General features: G+C 67.4%; 14 protein-coding genes and 2 pseudogenes. 9 read left to right on the forward strand and 7 right to left on the reverse strand.

What is annotated here, in order from left to right; translation table 11 throughout:
• Positions 1 to 56 precede the first annotated feature (56 nt).
• The 3 genes and pseudogenes from ACIQ7M_RS27105 to ACIQ7M_RS27115 form a co-directional block, all read right to left on the reverse strand.
• A complete protein-coding gene (locus tag ACIQ7M_RS27105) occupies positions 57 to 839 on the reverse strand; it encodes an intradiol ring-cleavage dioxygenase (protein WP_403649002.1) in 783 nt (260 codons plus the stop codon).
• Positions 840 to 1,106: 267 nt separating this feature from the next.
• The gene (locus ACIQ7M_RS27110; protein WP_403649004.1) at positions 1,107 to 1,673 is read right to left on the reverse strand and encodes a S1 RNA-binding domain-containing protein; all 567 of its coding nucleotides are present in this window, start codon (positions 1,671 to 1,673) and stop codon (positions 1,107 to 1,109) included.
• A 47-nt stretch (positions 1,674 to 1,720) separates the two neighbouring features.
• Positions 1,721 to 1,984, reverse strand: a pseudogene (locus ACIQ7M_RS27115) (IS630 family transposase); the annotation flags it as partial.
• Positions 1,985 to 2,201: 217 nt separating this feature from the next.
• Between ACIQ7M_RS27115 and ACIQ7M_RS27120 the strand changes: the two are divergent.
• Together ACIQ7M_RS27120 and ACIQ7M_RS27125 are read left to right on the forward strand one after the other, a co-directional pair.
• The gene (locus ACIQ7M_RS27120) at positions 2,202 to 2,657 is read left to right on the forward strand and encodes a DUF485 domain-containing protein (RefSeq protein WP_403649007.1); all 456 of its coding nucleotides are present in this window, start codon (positions 2,202 to 2,204) and stop codon (positions 2,655 to 2,657) included.
• The gene (locus tag ACIQ7M_RS27125) at positions 2,654 to 4,258 is read left to right on the forward strand and encodes a cation acetate symporter (protein ID WP_403649009.1); all 1,605 of its coding nucleotides are present in this window, start codon (positions 2,654 to 2,656) and stop codon (positions 4,256 to 4,258) included. The genes ACIQ7M_RS27120 and ACIQ7M_RS27125 overlap by 4 nt, the downstream gene beginning before the upstream one ends.
• A 1,123-nt stretch (positions 4,259 to 5,381) precedes the next feature.
• Here the strand turns inward: ACIQ7M_RS27125 and ACIQ7M_RS27130 are convergent.
• The gene (locus tag ACIQ7M_RS27130) at positions 5,382 to 5,717 is read right to left on the reverse strand and encodes a hypothetical protein (RefSeq protein ID WP_403649012.1); all 336 of its coding nucleotides are present in this window, start codon (positions 5,715 to 5,717) and stop codon (positions 5,382 to 5,384) included.
• Between the two features lie 1,128 nt (positions 5,718 to 6,845).
• On the opposite strand from ACIQ7M_RS27130, the gene ACIQ7M_RS27135 reads away from it, so the two are divergent.
• The 3 genes and pseudogenes from ACIQ7M_RS27135 to ACIQ7M_RS27145 all read left to right on the forward strand — a co-directional run bounded on the left by ACIQ7M_RS27135 (position 6,846) and on the right by ACIQ7M_RS27145 (position 8,462).
• A complete protein-coding gene (locus ACIQ7M_RS27135; RefSeq protein WP_403649015.1) occupies positions 6,846 to 7,220 on the forward strand; it encodes a hypothetical protein in 375 nt (124 codons plus the stop codon).
• Between the two features lie 524 nt (positions 7,221 to 7,744).
• Positions 7,745 to 7,984 (forward strand): annotated as a pseudogene (gene tnpA / locus ACIQ7M_RS27140) (IS200/IS605 family transposase); the annotation flags it as partial.
• A gap of 139 nt (positions 7,985 to 8,123) precedes the next feature.
• Entirely contained in the window at positions 8,124 to 8,462 is a 339-nt protein-coding gene (locus ACIQ7M_RS27145) for a thioredoxin family protein (protein WP_403649018.1), read from the forward strand.
• A 7-nt stretch (positions 8,463 to 8,469) separates the two neighbouring features.
• Here ACIQ7M_RS27145 and ACIQ7M_RS27150 read toward each other — a convergent pair whose 3' ends face one another.
• Both ACIQ7M_RS27150 and ACIQ7M_RS27155 read right to left on the reverse strand, forming a co-directional pair.
• Positions 8,470 to 8,646, reverse strand: coding sequence for a hypothetical protein (locus ACIQ7M_RS27150; RefSeq protein WP_403649021.1), 177 nt, complete (start codon positions 8,644 to 8,646; stop codon positions 8,470 to 8,472).
• Between the two features lie 162 nt (positions 8,647 to 8,808).
• Positions 8,809 to 10,011 (reverse strand): hypothetical protein, encoded by a 1,203-nt coding sequence (locus ACIQ7M_RS27155; RefSeq protein WP_403649024.1) that lies wholly within the window; start codon positions 10,009 to 10,011, stop codon positions 8,809 to 8,811.
• A 582-nt stretch (positions 10,012 to 10,593) separates the two neighbouring features.
• Between ACIQ7M_RS27155 and ACIQ7M_RS27160 the strand changes: the two genes are divergently transcribed.
• The 4 genes from ACIQ7M_RS27160 (at position 10,594) to ACIQ7M_RS27175 (ending at position 14,401) form a co-directional block, all read left to right on the forward strand.
• The gene (locus tag ACIQ7M_RS27160) at positions 10,594 to 11,151 is read left to right on the forward strand and encodes a hypothetical protein (RefSeq protein WP_403649026.1); all 558 of its coding nucleotides are present in this window, start codon (positions 10,594 to 10,596) and stop codon (positions 11,149 to 11,151) included.
• Positions 11,152 to 11,261: 110 nt separating this feature from the next.
• Positions 11,262 to 11,786: a hypothetical protein gene (locus tag ACIQ7M_RS27165; RefSeq protein WP_403649029.1), complete on the forward strand. Its 525-nt coding sequence runs from the start codon at positions 11,262 to 11,264 to the stop codon at positions 11,784 to 11,786.
• Between the two features lie 74 nt (positions 11,787 to 11,860).
• Positions 11,861 to 13,399 carry an ISKra4 family transposase gene (locus ACIQ7M_RS27170; RefSeq protein ID WP_403649032.1) on the forward strand — a complete coding sequence of 513 codons (1,539 nt, stop codon included), beginning with the start codon at positions 11,861 to 11,863 and terminating at the stop codon, positions 13,397 to 13,399.
• 132 nt (positions 13,400 to 13,531) lie between these two features.
• Positions 13,532 to 14,401 carry an IS5 family transposase gene (locus ACIQ7M_RS27175; protein ID WP_403649035.1) on the forward strand — a complete coding sequence of 290 codons (870 nt, stop codon included), beginning with the start codon at positions 13,532 to 13,534 and terminating at the stop codon, positions 14,399 to 14,401.
• A gap of 77 nt (positions 14,402 to 14,478) precedes the next feature.
• Here ACIQ7M_RS27175 and ACIQ7M_RS27180 read toward each other — a convergent pair whose 3' ends face one another.
• Positions 14,479 to 14,967, reverse strand: coding sequence for a DUF4265 domain-containing protein (locus tag ACIQ7M_RS27180; protein WP_403649038.1), 489 nt, complete (start codon positions 14,965 to 14,967; stop codon positions 14,479 to 14,481).
• Positions 14,968 to 15,100: the final 133 nt, after the last annotated feature.

Raw genomic sequence — 15,100 nt, forward strand, 5'->3', positions numbered from 1 at the left:
GGGCCGCCTGGGCGAAACCTTGCGAGGTTGTCGGCTTGGTTGCCCACCAGGGGGTGTCAGGGCGTTGCGGCGGGATTGACTGCGACTATGACGGTGCCGGTTACTCCCTTGCTCAGGTCGGTGCCGGCCTGGGTGATGCTCAGCAGGGTGGAGGACCCGCCGTTGCGGTATATGCCGTCTCTTGCGTTGAGTGTGCGGGTGGCCGTGTTGTTCCTGTAGGGAGCCAAGGCGGCGATCTTGGTGTTGTACGTCTCGGGGAAGTAGAGCTGGCCCGTGTGGGAGACGTGGCCTCCGTGGTAGGTCCCGTTGGACACGGTTCCGCCGGCGTGGGTCTTGATGTGGATGTGGAGTGCGCGGCCGACGTACCAGCCGGGGTAGACAGAAGTGAACTCCGCAACGCCGGCGGAGTCCGTCAGCTGCACGCCTCGCAGGAATGTGGTGTCCGGTGTTGAGCCGCCGGCGACGTAGCCGGAGTAGACACCGAGTGCGTCGCACTGCCAGACGTCGACTGCCGTGTTGGGCAGCGGGAAGCAGGTTGCGGTGTCGACGACCGTGACGCGGAGGGTGAGTGGGACGCCGGCCTTGCCCTCGGTGATGTTCTTGCGGACCGTCTCGAGGTCCAGGTAGTAGGGGCCTCCGGTCTGCTCGGGCGTCAGGACGCAGGCAGCGGCCAGCCCGGCTGCGGGCTGCGAGGTGTTGCTTGGGCCCGCGGCTGCGGCTCGCGAAGCCGTGATGCCGAGAGCGGCCACGCCGAGGGCTGTGCCGCCCAGGGTGGCGAGGATGGATCTGCGGGTGGCGTCGGCCTGCTTCGCAGACTCGTGGTGGGGGGTTTCCGTCATGCCGTCACTCTGGCGCCTGCAGCGCCTTGCTGGATCGGTCGGACAAGCGATGAATCGCGCGCGTTACGAAACTCGCCGCGTGGCCCGGACGCGCCTGGAACCGCCTCGGCTGCGTCGGCTGCGTCGGCTGCGTCGGCACGAACGACGTCGTGCGTGCGGCTTTCCAGTGCTCTGACCGCAGAGGTTCACCGAGTTGGGGTGCCCCCTTCACCGAGCCGGTGCTCGAGAAGGCTCGTGCAAGGGAACCGCTGCGGGAACGTGGAAGCGTTACTGGTGCTCGGATGAGGCTTGTCGTCGGGAGAGGGCCAGCCTGCGTCGCTCTCGGTCGATCTCGGTGACGACGACCGTGACCTCGTCGCCGGCCTGGACGACCTCCGACGGAGTCTGCACGGGCGTCCAGGTGAGCTCTTGCAGGTGGACCAGTCCCTCGATTCCCTCGGCGACCTGGACGAACACGCCGAACGGGACCAGCTTGGTGACCTGTCCGTGCAGTTTCTGTCCCACCGCGATGCCGTCGGCGAATGCCTGGAAGGGATCCGGCCGCGTCGCCCGCAAGGACAGTCTGGCCTCCAGGTTCCATGTGTCGAACTGGAGGAACTCGCATGAGACCCGCTGTCCAACCTGCACGACGTCGGAGGCCGCTTCGAAGCGCCAGGAGAGCTCGGGGACCGTGATGAACCCGACGCCGGGGAAGACGGGGTGGTCGGGGCCTTCGTCCAGCGCTACGAACACGCCGAACCGCTCGATCGCTGTGACGGTGCCGGAAAGGAGTTCACCGCAGTGCAGTGATTCCAGGAACGTCCAGAGTTCTGGGTTCTCAGACCGTCCGCCCATCATGCTCCCAGCCTTTCACGAGGAGCCGTGCCGGGCGGGAGGTGCGGTCACGCTGCGGTCTTGAGGGGACGCCCGCCCCAGCGGACGTCTTTCTCGCACCGGACGCGGGCGCGCTCCTTGCGTTCGGCGGCCAGGACGTCCCGGTGGCGGGCGTTGGCGTTGCGCCGGCGCAGGTAGGCACGCAGGGCACGGGTCTGCACGGTGTGGTCGGGGTGGTGGGAGTTGGCGATGGTGATCTGCCGCAGCGGTCCGAAGTGCGCCTCAACCGGGTTCGCTCAGGAGGCGGAGGTCGGGGTGAAGCACAACTCGACCTGTGACGGTGATGCCTGCGTCGTGGGCTCGGCGAGGGGCCCACGATTCCCCCGGGATCGAACGGAAGTAGTTGATACAGCCATCGATCTGCTGCATACCAACCGCTCAGTTTGGCCAAAGTCCTGGTGCAGGTCCATACCTGTTGGTTAGCGTGCGCTCGCCCCCCGCTTCCCTTCGGTCCCGTATGGGTCCATGAGCCGCATGAGGAGAAACGGGATGCCAGAGCCGTTCCCGTATCCGGAGTACCCGGCGCACCGACCAGGGGTGCCGTACAGTCCACCGCCTGACTTCTCCGCTTCCGATGTCATTTACACGTGGCCGCCGCATCAGGAGTTCGGCGAGGAGACGACATCGCCTCAGCCGAGGCTCGGCCACCATGGCGACCTGCGTCTGTTGCGCCGCGCTTACCGCACCCAGCGGCGCGTGGCGACGTTCACGGCGCTCGGATACTTCACGCTCTTCCTTGTGCTGTCCGCGTTCGCGCCGTCATTGATGACGGGCACTGTGTCGGGTGGCCTGTCCACGGGTCTGCTTCTCGGGCTGCTCCAGGTTCCTGTCACCTGTCTGTCGATCGGGTTGTACGAGCACACGGCGCGCCGCAGGGTCGACCCGATCGCGGACCGCATTCGCAGGCACGCCGAGCTGGACGTGAAGCGGGGAGGGGCTCGGTGAGCGGTTTCAGCAGTTCCACGCAGGCAATGTCCTTGGTGGCCTTCACGACGGTCGCCACGATCATCCTGCTGCTGTGCGTGATGACAGGACCTGACGGTGACGACCTCGACGAGTTCTACACCGGGTACGGGTCGCTGTCGCCGATGCGCAACGGCCTTGCCATCGCCGGGGACTACATTTCCGCGGCGACGGTCCTGTCCACAGGCGGGGTGATCGCGCTCGACGGGTACGACGGCGTCGTCCTGGCGCTGAGCATCGCGCTCTCCCTCATGCTGCTGATGTTCCTGCTGGCCGAACCGCTGCGCAACGCGGGCCGGTTCACCATGGGCGATGTACTAGCTCGGCGGATGCCCGGCCGGAAGGTACGCATCGCCGCGTGCGGGGCAACGATCACGGCCTTGCTGCCGATGATGCTCATCCAGCTCGCCGGCACCGGCGATCTGCTGGCGTTCATCCTCGGCTTTTCCAGTGACTCGTTGAAGACCGGATGCACCGTCGGGATCGGCGCACTGATGATCAGTTATGCGGCGATCGGCGGCATGAAGGGCACCGCCCTCATCCAGGTCTTGAAGATTGTGATGCTCTTCGGCTCCGGCGCGGTCGTGGCCGCGCTGATTCTGCGGCAGTTCGACTGGGACCTGGGCAAGCTGTTCGCCGCCGCGGCGGCGAACAGCGGCGTGGGGCCGGCCTTCCTGCACTCCGGTCTCGAGTTTGCCGGCGGCCCCAGCCCCCGGCTCGACATGATCAGCTCGGAGCTCACCGTCATCCTCGGCGGCGCCTGCCTGCCGCACGTCACCATGCGCATGTACACCGCGACCAGTGCCCGTCAGGTGCGCCGGTCGATGTCCTGGGCGGTGTCGTGCGTCGCGCTGTTCATGCTGATCTGCACGGTCGTCAGCATCGGGGCAACCGCGCTGATCGGGCGCACGACGATCGCCGGTGCCGACCCGACGGGCAGGACTGCCTATCTGCTGGGCTCACGGGCCGCGCTCGGAACGAGCGTTTCGACGTCCGAGACGTTCCTGTTCACCATGGTCACGACGGCGCTCTTCCTCACCCTGCTCGCATCGGTCGCCAGCATGATCCTGGCCTGTGCCAACACCCTCGCGCACGACCTGCTCGCCCGCCGTGGCACGACTCCCCGCCGTGAGATGACCATCGCCCGGGTCTCCGCCCTGGCGGTGGGCGCCCCCACCATCCTGCTCGCCACCCTCGTCCAGCATCACAATCTGCAGCCACTGGCTCTGCTGTCGGCCTCCATCGGTGCATCCGCGCTCGCACCGGCACTGGTGTACAGCCTCTTCTGGCGCCGCTACACCCGCACGGGTCTGCTGTGGACCCTGATCGGCGGCACACTCGCCACCCTCGTCCTCATGACCGGCACCAACCTCGTCTCCGGTTCCCCCTTCTCCGCCTTCCCCCAGTCCGACTTCAACTGGTTCCCGTTCACCACCACCGGCCTGGTCTCCATACCCCTGGGGTTCGCTTTCGGCTGGGCAGGGACGAAGATCTCCGGGCGGCAGAAGGCGGAGGAACAGCGCCAGCAGTACGAGGCGGTCGAAGCATGGATTCTGGCGGGGGCGGCACGACGAGGAAGCTGAATCGAGCCGAAGAACCGCCTGTGTGAGTCGCCATCTCACCCGGCTGTGTGGCTGAAGCCCAGAAACAACATCCGGAACGTGACGTAAGGCGCCTTCAAAATACAGGCGCACTGACCGCTCTCAGGGATGCGAGCGGCCTCCGTCTCGACTCCCCGTCACCAGCACGGTGGCTCGACAGCGAACAGCACACCCGCTGGCCTGGCCTGGTCATCGCCCGCCAGGCGCGCCTGCGCGCCGGACGCTGACGAAAGAAGGGGGGCTGCTTCGCGCGGGAAACGGCCCCCCCCTTCGTCCGAGGCGGGGTGGTTCAGGTTGGGTTCAGCGGAGTGATGTCGGTGCGTACAGCTCGGGTCCCGGCGACAGGACTGTGAATGGCTCGCCGCCTTCACCGCGTACCAGGCAAGTCGCAGCAGCGTGGGTCACCGGCCCGTCCACGTTTCTCCAGTCCATCGCATCCACAGCGTGCTGCGGTGAACGGAACGTTCTCCGCGAACCGCAGGGATGCCGCGTGTCTGCCCGCGCCCACAACTTGCCGCTCGGCAGCAAGTGCAGAAAGGGAGGGGTTGATGACCCCGGCCGGTGCCACGGGAGGCCTCGATGTACAGGCTCGTGACCCCGGAGCCGCTTTCCACCAGTACGTGCTGACGGAAAGCGGCTCCTCAAACTCACCAAGTAGGACACCGTCGTAGAGGCCGGGTCCCGCGTAGGCATCACACTTGGCGGGAGCGCTGAGAGTGTTCAGAGTGGACTCGACGCAGATCTTCCCAGACGGAGGCACGAGGTCACCGGACGAACCAGCGAGCCACGTCTCATGCTGCCCTCCGGCGATCCTTGCCCGAAGCACATCTCGCACAGTGTCGGACGACACCGGCGCACGGCTGCCGCCGTCGATCACCCAAGACTGGATCATGCGCACGACGATCCCACAGGCGGATCCGAGAGACAGGCTCTACGTCCACGCGGAGGCACTCGGCGTAGCGGCGCCCGTGCGCGATGCGGACGGGCGCAGTAATCGCGGCGCTGTCATGAGCAAACCGTCGACGGACAACTCAGGCTGCTACAACATGCGCGCACGTCGAACGACAACACGGTCCCCCTCGGCCGCATCACCCGTCGGCGGAAGTCACAGATCTCCTTCCACGGCAAGCCGCTCACCGTCCCATAACAGCGTGTCGCCCGGCTTCGCGATGATCACTGGCTCGTCGCCGCGCTGAATGACGTATCCGTCGGGTCCCGGGACGGCTCCGTAGCCGTGTTGTCGGCACCAGCGTTGGGGGATGTCGATGAGCATCGTCCAGGTGATGGTCATCCGGTTGGGGTCGACTGCCGCACGGTTGCAGACCATGCGCCGGAACAGCTGCGCCGTCGTCCGGAGCGCCCGCCGGGCGCGTTGCCACGGCCACAGGCCGGCGGCCTCGCTCTCGTAGTCCTGGGCGAGGTCGAGTAGCGTCCCGCTCACCGCGCCCACTCCGCGCCCTCGTGGTCCGGATGCCCGGCTAACGGCTGGGCGAGCATGCGTAGCGTGACCTCGGCGCGGAGCCCGCGCGGTTTTCTCAGCACAGTCTGCTCCAACTGGGCTGCGGTCGGGTTGGTCACGATGGCGAGCTCGGCAGCGTGGCCCGGCATTGACGCCGGTCGAATCATTGGCAGCACATGGTAGGTATGCCCCGCATTCGCCACCAGTTTCAACGCGAGGCTTCGGGCCACCCGAAGTAGGCGGGGTCGACTCCGGTTCCTGGCCCCGCATGGCGCAGCGCGCCGGGATCCCCACCCTGACCGCGGCCGGCCTCGCCCGGCATTCCCGGTACGCCAGGACACGGATGCAAGCAACGCGACGCCTCTGCCCTACGGGCCGCCCCACAAGGGCCGTTCGTCGTCGGGGCGGCTGGTCTCCTTGAACGTGGGACCGAGGATGCCGTGCAGGTCCCGCGCCGCGGCGCCCTCGGAGGTCAAGGTCGCGTAGTAGCTCGCGTGATAGCCCCCTGGGAGACCGGGTTGATGGCCTCTTCGTAGTAGAAGGCGATCGACTCGTCCGGGTACTCGGCTGCAGCGCACACCACCACGCTCGCACGACGTTTCGAGTACCACGGACGCACCCCAGTCAGAAAAGACGGCGCCCGCCGATAGCGACGAGCCCCGACCGCACCAGACCGCCGACGAGCCCCTCCCACGCATCACCCCGACGCCCAACCCGCGCTTCCTCGACCCCAAGCGGGCGAACCCGAGCCCCTCATCCACCCGGACGGGCCTTCAAACACTCTTTGCTGCACTGTAGTTGGAGCTCACCAAGCATGTGGCCGCCGCAGCACCAACTCCCATGTGACTCCTCACATCCGGGTGGCAAGGAAGCGAACCCGGGGGTCGATGTCGACAACTCGCTGAACGCGAAGTCCCGCCATTCGTACACCCCATGACGATCCATCACACGTGCGGCCGCATGAGATCCTATGGTGCGCGGACCTGTCGCCGCGGAAGACGGCGAACACCTCCGACACCCTGACCTGTGCCCGGCACGGCGTGCGCTCTCCCCGCGGTCGAAGCACCGCTCACCCATGAACCCGAACCGAACGAAATCCCTGGGGGACTGATGAACGCCATCATCCGCAAAGCGGCGAACCTCGCCGTCGTCGTCGGCGCGGTCGCGGCCGCGTCCATGGCCGGCGCTCCGGCCGCGAACGCCGAGCCGGTCCAGCACGGCTGCGCGTACCCGTACGTCTGCTTCTACGTGGACCGGGCCGCCGTCAACGCCGGCCATCCCGCCGCCAAGTTCCAGGTCATCACCAGCGGATTCCAGGACGTCACCTCCCGCGACGGCTACATCGTCCTCAACACCCGCAACGACGACGTGGCCTACCTGCGCAGCAACGCCGGCACCCTCTGCGTCGGACCGAACACGACCACTGTGATGAGTCCCGGGCTCACCATCAACGGCGTGAGAATCTCGAGCAGCGCGACCTGCTGACCCGTGGCGGGCGCGCCCCACGCGCGCCCGCCCACCCCGCACATGACCGAGCCGCACAGCACAGCGCTACGCAACACAAACGGCGAACCGACACCGACGGACATAGCCTCCGACTGCCACGACCGGGACGGGGACCGTGACCGATCAATCGGCCGGGACCAGCACGCGGGGGCCACGCGCCTGGTCGACGCCCACGCACCGGACGATCCGACAACCTGGCCGGGCAACGAGCATCTGACCTTCCGCGCGCAAGCCACTTGTTCCAGCCCCGTACCCGACCGGCACAAGCACAACGTCCCCACCGAGTGGACACCCTGCCACGGCCGACGGCCAGGAGCCGCAGCCAGTCGCGCCGCAATCACACGCTCGTCCAGCAGGGACCTCACCGCCTGCCCATACCGCACCTCACACGGAAGCCTGGCGACCGGCCCCGTATCTACGTTCCCACGGGTCAGCCAACGGCCGGTCGCGCCGGCCTGCCGCTGCCGCACCAAGCGGGGGATGGTTCCTCCTCCCCGTTCCACGGTGAAGGCGATCACGTTCACCTGCTCGTGCACCACCCGCCGAAAATCGCGCTGTCCAAGCTCGTCAACAGACTCAAGGGCGTCAGCTCCCGCTACCTGCGCGCGGATTACACCGGCCCGATCAACCGAATCGGTACGGGCTCGGTGTTCTGGTCCCCGTCGTATTTCGCGGGGTCCGGCGGCGGCGCACCGCTGAGCATCGTCAAGGACTACATCGAGAACCACAGGCGGCCGGCCTGACCGTCACCCCGCAGAGACAGAGGACTCCGGCCGCTTCGCACCTCCAGGCCAAGGATCGCATTCCCGCCCGACCGGCAAACCGGGATTCCCTGCGAAGATCAAGGGACGGAAAGAACCAACGCAAGGGTCAGGAGCTTCCATGTCGAAGAGGGTTCACCAACCTCGTGAGGACGCCGAGTTCGACTTCATCCTCAGGATGAGCAAAGTCCCGGTCCTCGCATACTTCATCGGGTCCTGGCCCAAGGCAATCGAGCCCTGCCGGGCGATGGACCTCGTCGTAGGCGGCATCGCCGACGAATACACAGGCCGTCTGACGGCCATCCGCACCGACATCACCCGCTGCCCGGCCGCAACCAAGCGATACGGGATCACCGGAGCCCCGTCCTACGTCCTGCTGAACGAGGGAGAGGTGGTGGCACACGGCACGGGACCCATCACGATCGCCGAGGTACGAAACATCCTGGACAACCACCTCTAAGGGGGCGTTAAGTCCGTTTCTGGTAGCGGCCTCGTCCGGGTTGGGTGAGGAAGCCATGGCGGGTGAGGCGTCCGAGGCGGCTGCGGGTGACGTTCATAGCCGGGTCGTCGGTGGGCATGCCGAGGAGTTCGTGCAGTTCGCGGACCCGGAACGCTTGGTCGGGGTGCTGGTTGAAGGCGTTCATGATGGCCTGCCGCCCAGGTGCCTGGGTTTCAGGGTAGGGCGGACTGGGTATCGGTGACGCCGCGCAGAGCCTCAGCCGCAAAACAGGACCTGCTCAGGCCGCAGGTGCCTCGGGACCCGCGCCTCCAGCGGATGCGCGCGTGCCGGTGAGCGGATCTGATCGTCAGTCGGTCCGCGGCACGGCCTCGACCACAGTGATCTGATGGATCTTGCGCCGACGCGGGCTGCAGTGGACATCGACGATGTCCCCTACCCGGAACCGGTCCTTGAGCTCCGGGTTCACTGTGCGTGGGAACATCGGCCGGCTCCACTGGTCGACCTCGAAGGACCAGGCTTTCCGCGTCGCCGGGTCCTCGATGGAGCAGCAGTAGTGCGTGACATCCGTGTACGGGTCGTCGTAGTGAGTCTCGTAGACCCAGCGCGAGATGACGGCACCGCGAAAGCTCGAGTCGTCGGGAACCGCGAGGACCCGACGCCGGGCCGGCAGCCACAGGCCCCACAGCAGTACGCCGGTGAGCACCGGAGCGGTGTCCCATTCCCAGCCGAGCGGCGGGCGCGCGTTCAGGGTCGCCACAACCACGGCGACGAAGGCGGCGCACACGGTCACGGCCAGGACCAAGAACTGCCACAGGTGGCCCCAGCGCGGGGTGTCCAGCGGCCCGGCGTCCACGACGTGCCACGATCTGCCGTACGAGGACCAGATCCGCTGCGACTCGCGTACCGGAAGCGCCGATTCGGGACCAGCCGCTCCCACCTGGTGTTTGGGCAGCCGATGCTCTCCAGCACGGTCGTGGGTCCGCCACTCGCGCGCGGCCTGCCGTCCATCGGCTGTCAACCTGGGCCCGGTTTCGAGCGGGCGGTCCGACAGCGGCACCAGCCCCAACAGGCTGAGCACGAGGACCATTTTGAAAAGGATGCGCATCGACTCGGGACTGAATGCAACGCCGGCCCACAGGGGGCCGAACCAGGCCGCGAGGGCTACACCCCGATACAACAGCGTCACGTACTTGTTCCGGGCTGGCCGTATGAGGCCAAGAGCGGTCGCCTCGTTGCGGACACTGTTCTGAAAGCCGCGCCACCATACCCAGAACTCGTCGCCGTCGCCCGGTCCGAGGGCGCCTATCGGCACGCGGTCGACACCGTTTCGGCAGAGCCGGCGGATCCGTTCGACCACCAGTTCCTCGACGGGCCGCAGCGGCGCCGAGCCGGCGGCCTGCGCGACGATCCGTACGGTCACCGTACCGTCGGCTTTCTCTTCACCCCGCAGTCGGCCCGTGCGGACCATTTCCAGGGCGGTGGTCTCGATGCCCTTCGGAGTTGTCTCCCCGTCTCCCAAAAGCAGGTTCACCACACCCGCGGTCAGCATTCGGTATTCCATACGCCCCCTAGAAATATGACCGAGACGACTGTAGATGCTCTTGGGGAGCACCGCATCAGGGAAATCACGCAGCCGAGGCATCATCGAAGCTGTCTATCTCACTCGCTTGTGTGGCTCTTTGGTGCGAGTTGACGGCGTCTGCGTTCAGGCGGCGTCCCGATGCGGCCGGACGGCGCGGCGGAGGCCGCGGCCATCTTGTGGCCCCGGCCTCCTATCACCGCCTCCATGGGCGACAGCCCAGACGTTGAACGCTCAGGCCCGACCGCGCGCCGCCGGCTCCTGCCTGTGGGCCAGCGGTGGGCAGCGGGCGTGACAAGCAGTGCGACAGCGCGCGTGGGACCCCCGCGTAACGCACGGTGAGCGTGGTAGGTGTCCTCTGACAGGTGATCTTGACCAATTGCCGGGCGAGTTTGACCGGTCGGATCTGTGTCGGCGCTGCCGTTGATTCGGCAACTCAGTGACCGTACGCCAGAACTGGGTGGTAAGTATGGGGCTGTGCATGCCACTGACTCCGTCCTGTCATCTGCCGACCACCCTGCCGAGATCGCATTCCGACGCGGGTGCCAGGCCATGAACTCGGGGGACTGGGAACGCGCACGCAGCCTGTTCGAGGAGGCGGTTGGCGCTTCCGGCCCGCAGATGCTCTGGCGCGTGGCCGAGGCATGCCTGGAAACCGACGAAAGTGCATTCTGGATGCGCCGGGCCGTGGTCTCGGAGAGCGAGCCGGGCGGCATCACAGTAGACCCGGGCGCGCTACCTATCCTGGGCGGGGGCAATGGCGATGCGTTTCAACAGCACTGGGAGATCGCCGTCGATTCGAACGACCCGGCCCGTGCCGTCGCGGCGCTCAGCGCTGCGGAACGCCGCCTGAAGTGCGTACTCGAGGACGGCCGCGAACTCTCGCCGGAAGAGGCCGAAGATGTCATCGCCGACACCGACCTCTACAGCCCCAACTACGTCGCCGTCGACGACACGGTCCCCCGCGTGTGGATGGACTGCAAGGGCGGGATGTTTCCGAACATGGCCCGCACTGCGCTACGCATCGTGGCAGACGAACTACGCAAGACCGGGCTACGGCACGCACACCTGTTCACCCGTCCCGCATCGCACCCCTCAGACAGGTACTGAACTTGATTGGGTGCGGATCCTTTCGAGGGATAGCTGAGCTGGGAAGATGCTGATTGACGTGTGGGCGGTGTCGTCGTACTTCTACCGTGGCGAGGTGGAGGTGGGGCGCGATGGTGTCGTTGCCGGAAGAACTCCAGGCGCGGGAGGCCGCGGCTCGACAGCGGGTGGAAGAACTCCAGGCCGAGGCTGTGGAGATGGCTGCCCGGCTGGAGAGGGCCCGGGCTGATCTGTCGCGGTTGGAGATCAGGCGGGAGACCGTGATGGAGGTACTGGCGGAGTTGTCGGCTGCGGACGTGGCGCCGGAGGTGGAGGCGCACGATGCGCCGGAACCCAGGGAAACGCCGGCTCCTCACGGTATCGGGGTGATGGCGGTGCCGCCGTGGCGGGAGGGCCTCGCTGGGGTGCTGCCGGACGTGTACCGGGACATCGTGGAGATCGTCGCTGATGCTCCGGGTCCGTTGCAGGCCAAGCAGATCGTGCCGCGGATCGGGCTGGAGGCCACCACGGCGAAGATCGAGGGGACGCGGGGGAAGCTGAAGCGTCTGGTGGAGCGGGGCTGGCTGGACGAGAACATGCCGGGACGGTTCACCCTCGCCCGCCATGCCGGGGACGCCGGTCACGTCAACTCCCGGTGACCAAGGGGCTCTTCTCCGTAGATTCGAAGGTGCCAACCGAACGAACCGCAAGAAGAGCCGAAGAAGAGCCCCAGATGGAACCCTATGACGCCTTACTCGAGCCTGAAGGGTATGCCGCCTCGCGTGATGCCTTCGAACGCCTAGTCTCGACGCTGGCCGACGCCCCGGCGCGGAATATGGCCCATGACGAGCTGGAGGGCCTGCTCGAACAGCAAGGACGCGAACTGCTGCGGCAGTTGATGCAGGATCACCTCGACCTGCGGGCGAGGACGGAAGAAACGGCGGCCCGCATCAGCGTGGAACGGCCGGTGGTGCGCGGGCCGGAAGGACGGCCTCGGACCTGGCGGGAGAGCAACCATCCCCGCTGGCTGACCTGCGTGTTCGGGCCGGTACGGGTGAACAGGATCACCTACCGCGGCCGGGGCGTGTCCAACGTGCACCCGGCCGACGAAGCGTTGTCGCTGCCCGCCGGCTGGCACTCCCGCGGCCTGGCCCGGCTCGCGGTCCTGGACGCCGTGAGAGGCTCCTTCGACCAGGCCCAGGCCGCGATCGAGCGACGATGCGGAAGAGTGCTGGGCAAGCGCCGCCTCGAAGAACTGGTGGTCGCCGCCGCCGTCGACATCGCCACCTACTACACGGTGAAGATACCCACCCCGTGCACCCGCGAGATGCCGCTGGTCCTCCAGGTCGACGGCAAAGGCGTGGTGATGCGCCCCGAAGCCCTGCGCGAGGCCACCCGTCGGGCCACGGCCAAGACCGCGGCGGCCGGACGGCGCGGACGCCTGGCACCTGGGGAGAAACCCAACCGCAAGCGCATGGCAACGGTGGCCTGCGTCTTCGACACCGCACCCGCCCCGCGCCGGCCGCACGACATCGTGCATCCGCCCGGCGGCCGCAGCGAGAGCCGGACGCCGCGGCCGGGTCCGAAAGCGGAGCGCAAATGGTGCACCGCCTCGGTGATCCGTCCTGCGGAGCAGGTCATCACCGACGCCTTCGACCAGGCCCAGGCCCGCGGCCCGCAGCATCTGCGGGACTGGATCGTGCTCGTCGACGGCGCTCGCCACCAACTCAACCTGATCCAGGACGAAGCCTCCCGCCGCCACATCCGCCTGAACACCCTGCTCGACTTCGTCCACGTCGCCGAGTACTGCTGGACGGCCGCGCACGCCTTCCACCCTCCCGGCAGCCGGGAGGCCGAGACCTGGGCCGCGGACAAACTCACCGCGATCCTCGCCGGACACACCGACCGCGCCGCCACCGAGATGACCGCCCAGGCCACAGCCGAACAGCTTCCCGCCACTCGCCGCGAGGCCGTCACCACCTGCCACCGCTACCTCACCGGCCACCTCGACCAACTCCACTACGACACCGCCCTCGCAGCCGGCTGGCCCATCGCCACCGGCGCCGTCGAAGGCGCCTGCCGCCACCTGATCGCCGACCGCCTCGACTTCACCGGCGCCCGCTGGGGACTCGACGGCGCCGAAGCCGTCCTCCGACTCCGCGCACTGATCACGAACGGCGACTTCGAGGACTACTGGACCTTCCACACAGCCCGCGAACACCAACGCTTCTACCCCAGCCCCGACCAGCAGAACTACAGCCTCACCGCCTGATCACGGCGGTCGTTCGAAACGAACTGCACTCCGCCGCCGACCCTACTTGGGGCGACGGCGGCCGAGAGCGCGCGCTAGGTCGTGTTTTGAAATTCGGTTCTACTTCTCGCCTCGCATCGTGATGATCGCGGGGTGGGGCGAAGGGATCTTTCTGACAGGCAGTGGGCGGTGCTGGAGCCGCTGTTGCCGATCGCGGGCCTGGGGCGGCCGTCGTTGGGCCGGCGGAGGCTGGTCGATGGGATCCGGTGGCGGGTGCGGACCGGTGCTCCGTGGCGGGATCTTCCGTCGGAGTATGGGCCGTGGCAGACGGTCTACGGACACTTCCGCCGCTGGCAACGCGACGGCATCTGGCCCGAACTGCTGACCCAGCTGCAGGTCCGGGCCGACGCGGCAGGGCTGATCACGTGGGAGGTCAACATCGACTCCACGATCTGCCGGGCCCATCAGCACGCCGCGGGCGCCCGCCGACACGGCCAGGCCCAGAAGGAACCGCCAGGTGGAACCGGCACTGGGCCCGAGGATCACGGCCTGGGCCGGTCCCGGGGAGGCTTCACCACCAAGATTCATCTGGCCTGCGAGCAAGGCCAACGGCCACTGTCTCTGCTGGTCACCGCCGGTCAACGTGGTGACAGCCCTCAGTTCGCCGCCGTCCTGGAAGGCATCCGGGTACCCCGCACCGGACTGGGCCGTCCCCCTGTCCGGCCGCTTCGGGTGCGGGGCGATAAGGCGTATTCGTCCCGCGCCAACCGGGCCTACCTGCGACAGCGGGGCATCCGCTGCACGATCCCGGAGCCTGTCGGCCAGGTCGCCAATCGCAAGAGGCGAGGGAAGGCCGGCGGTCGGCCTCCTGCGTTCGACCGTGAGGACTACAAGGCCCGGCACGCGGTCGAGTGCGGGATCAACCGGCTCAAGCGCAACCGGGCGGTGGCCACCCGGTTCGACAAGCTCGCGGTTCGCTTCGAGGCCACCGTCCTGGTCGCCGCGATCGGCGAATGGATATGACGAACGTGATCGGACGGTTCCTGCACGAGAACGATGCGGCCTGGCTCACTGCAGGCTGGGACGGGGCACCGCTGCCCTCACGGTCGCGCAGTGGCTTCCCAGGCGGCAGTGATACACCCCTCTTCCCAGTGCCACCACTCCTTCGTCTCGCCGTGCTCCAACAGCTCGCGGATTTTCAGCAGATCTGCCTGCGGCGGGACCTCCAAGGCCACCATCCCGAACCGCTCGATGCCCTCGCCCGTCGTGCCGAGGCGATGGAAGACCTCCAGCACGCTCTGCCGGGCAGCGGCGGATCCGTCGTCCTTCAGCACGATGAGCCGGATGGTGCAGTTCTGCGAAGGCTCCACCGTTTCCCCGGCCCAGAGAAGACCGTCATCATCTGGTTGGACCCTGACGACGTCGCCACTGGCGACTCCGCGGACGAACCAGGGAGTGTTGTCCAGCCGCACCGTGCCATCGCCCAGGTCGACAGCCCACAGGCTCTCGACACTCGCTGGCGGCCAACCGTCCTCGTCTATCTCCATGCGGAAATGGACCTTCACGTGGTCGTCACTGATGTTCGTCACTGAACCATCATCCACTTCACATCCATCAGAGCAGACTGCGGAGCACGCAGGTGCGTGCCTCCGGGCCTGGTTGGCAGCTCGCGAAGATCGCCGAGTGTCGCCAGACTGTCGGCGACGGTTGAAATGGGTTCAG

Source organism: Streptomyces sp. NPDC096324 (assembly GCF_044763015.1).
Lineage (GTDB): Bacteria > Actinomycetota > Actinomycetes > Streptomycetales > Streptomycetaceae > Streptomyces.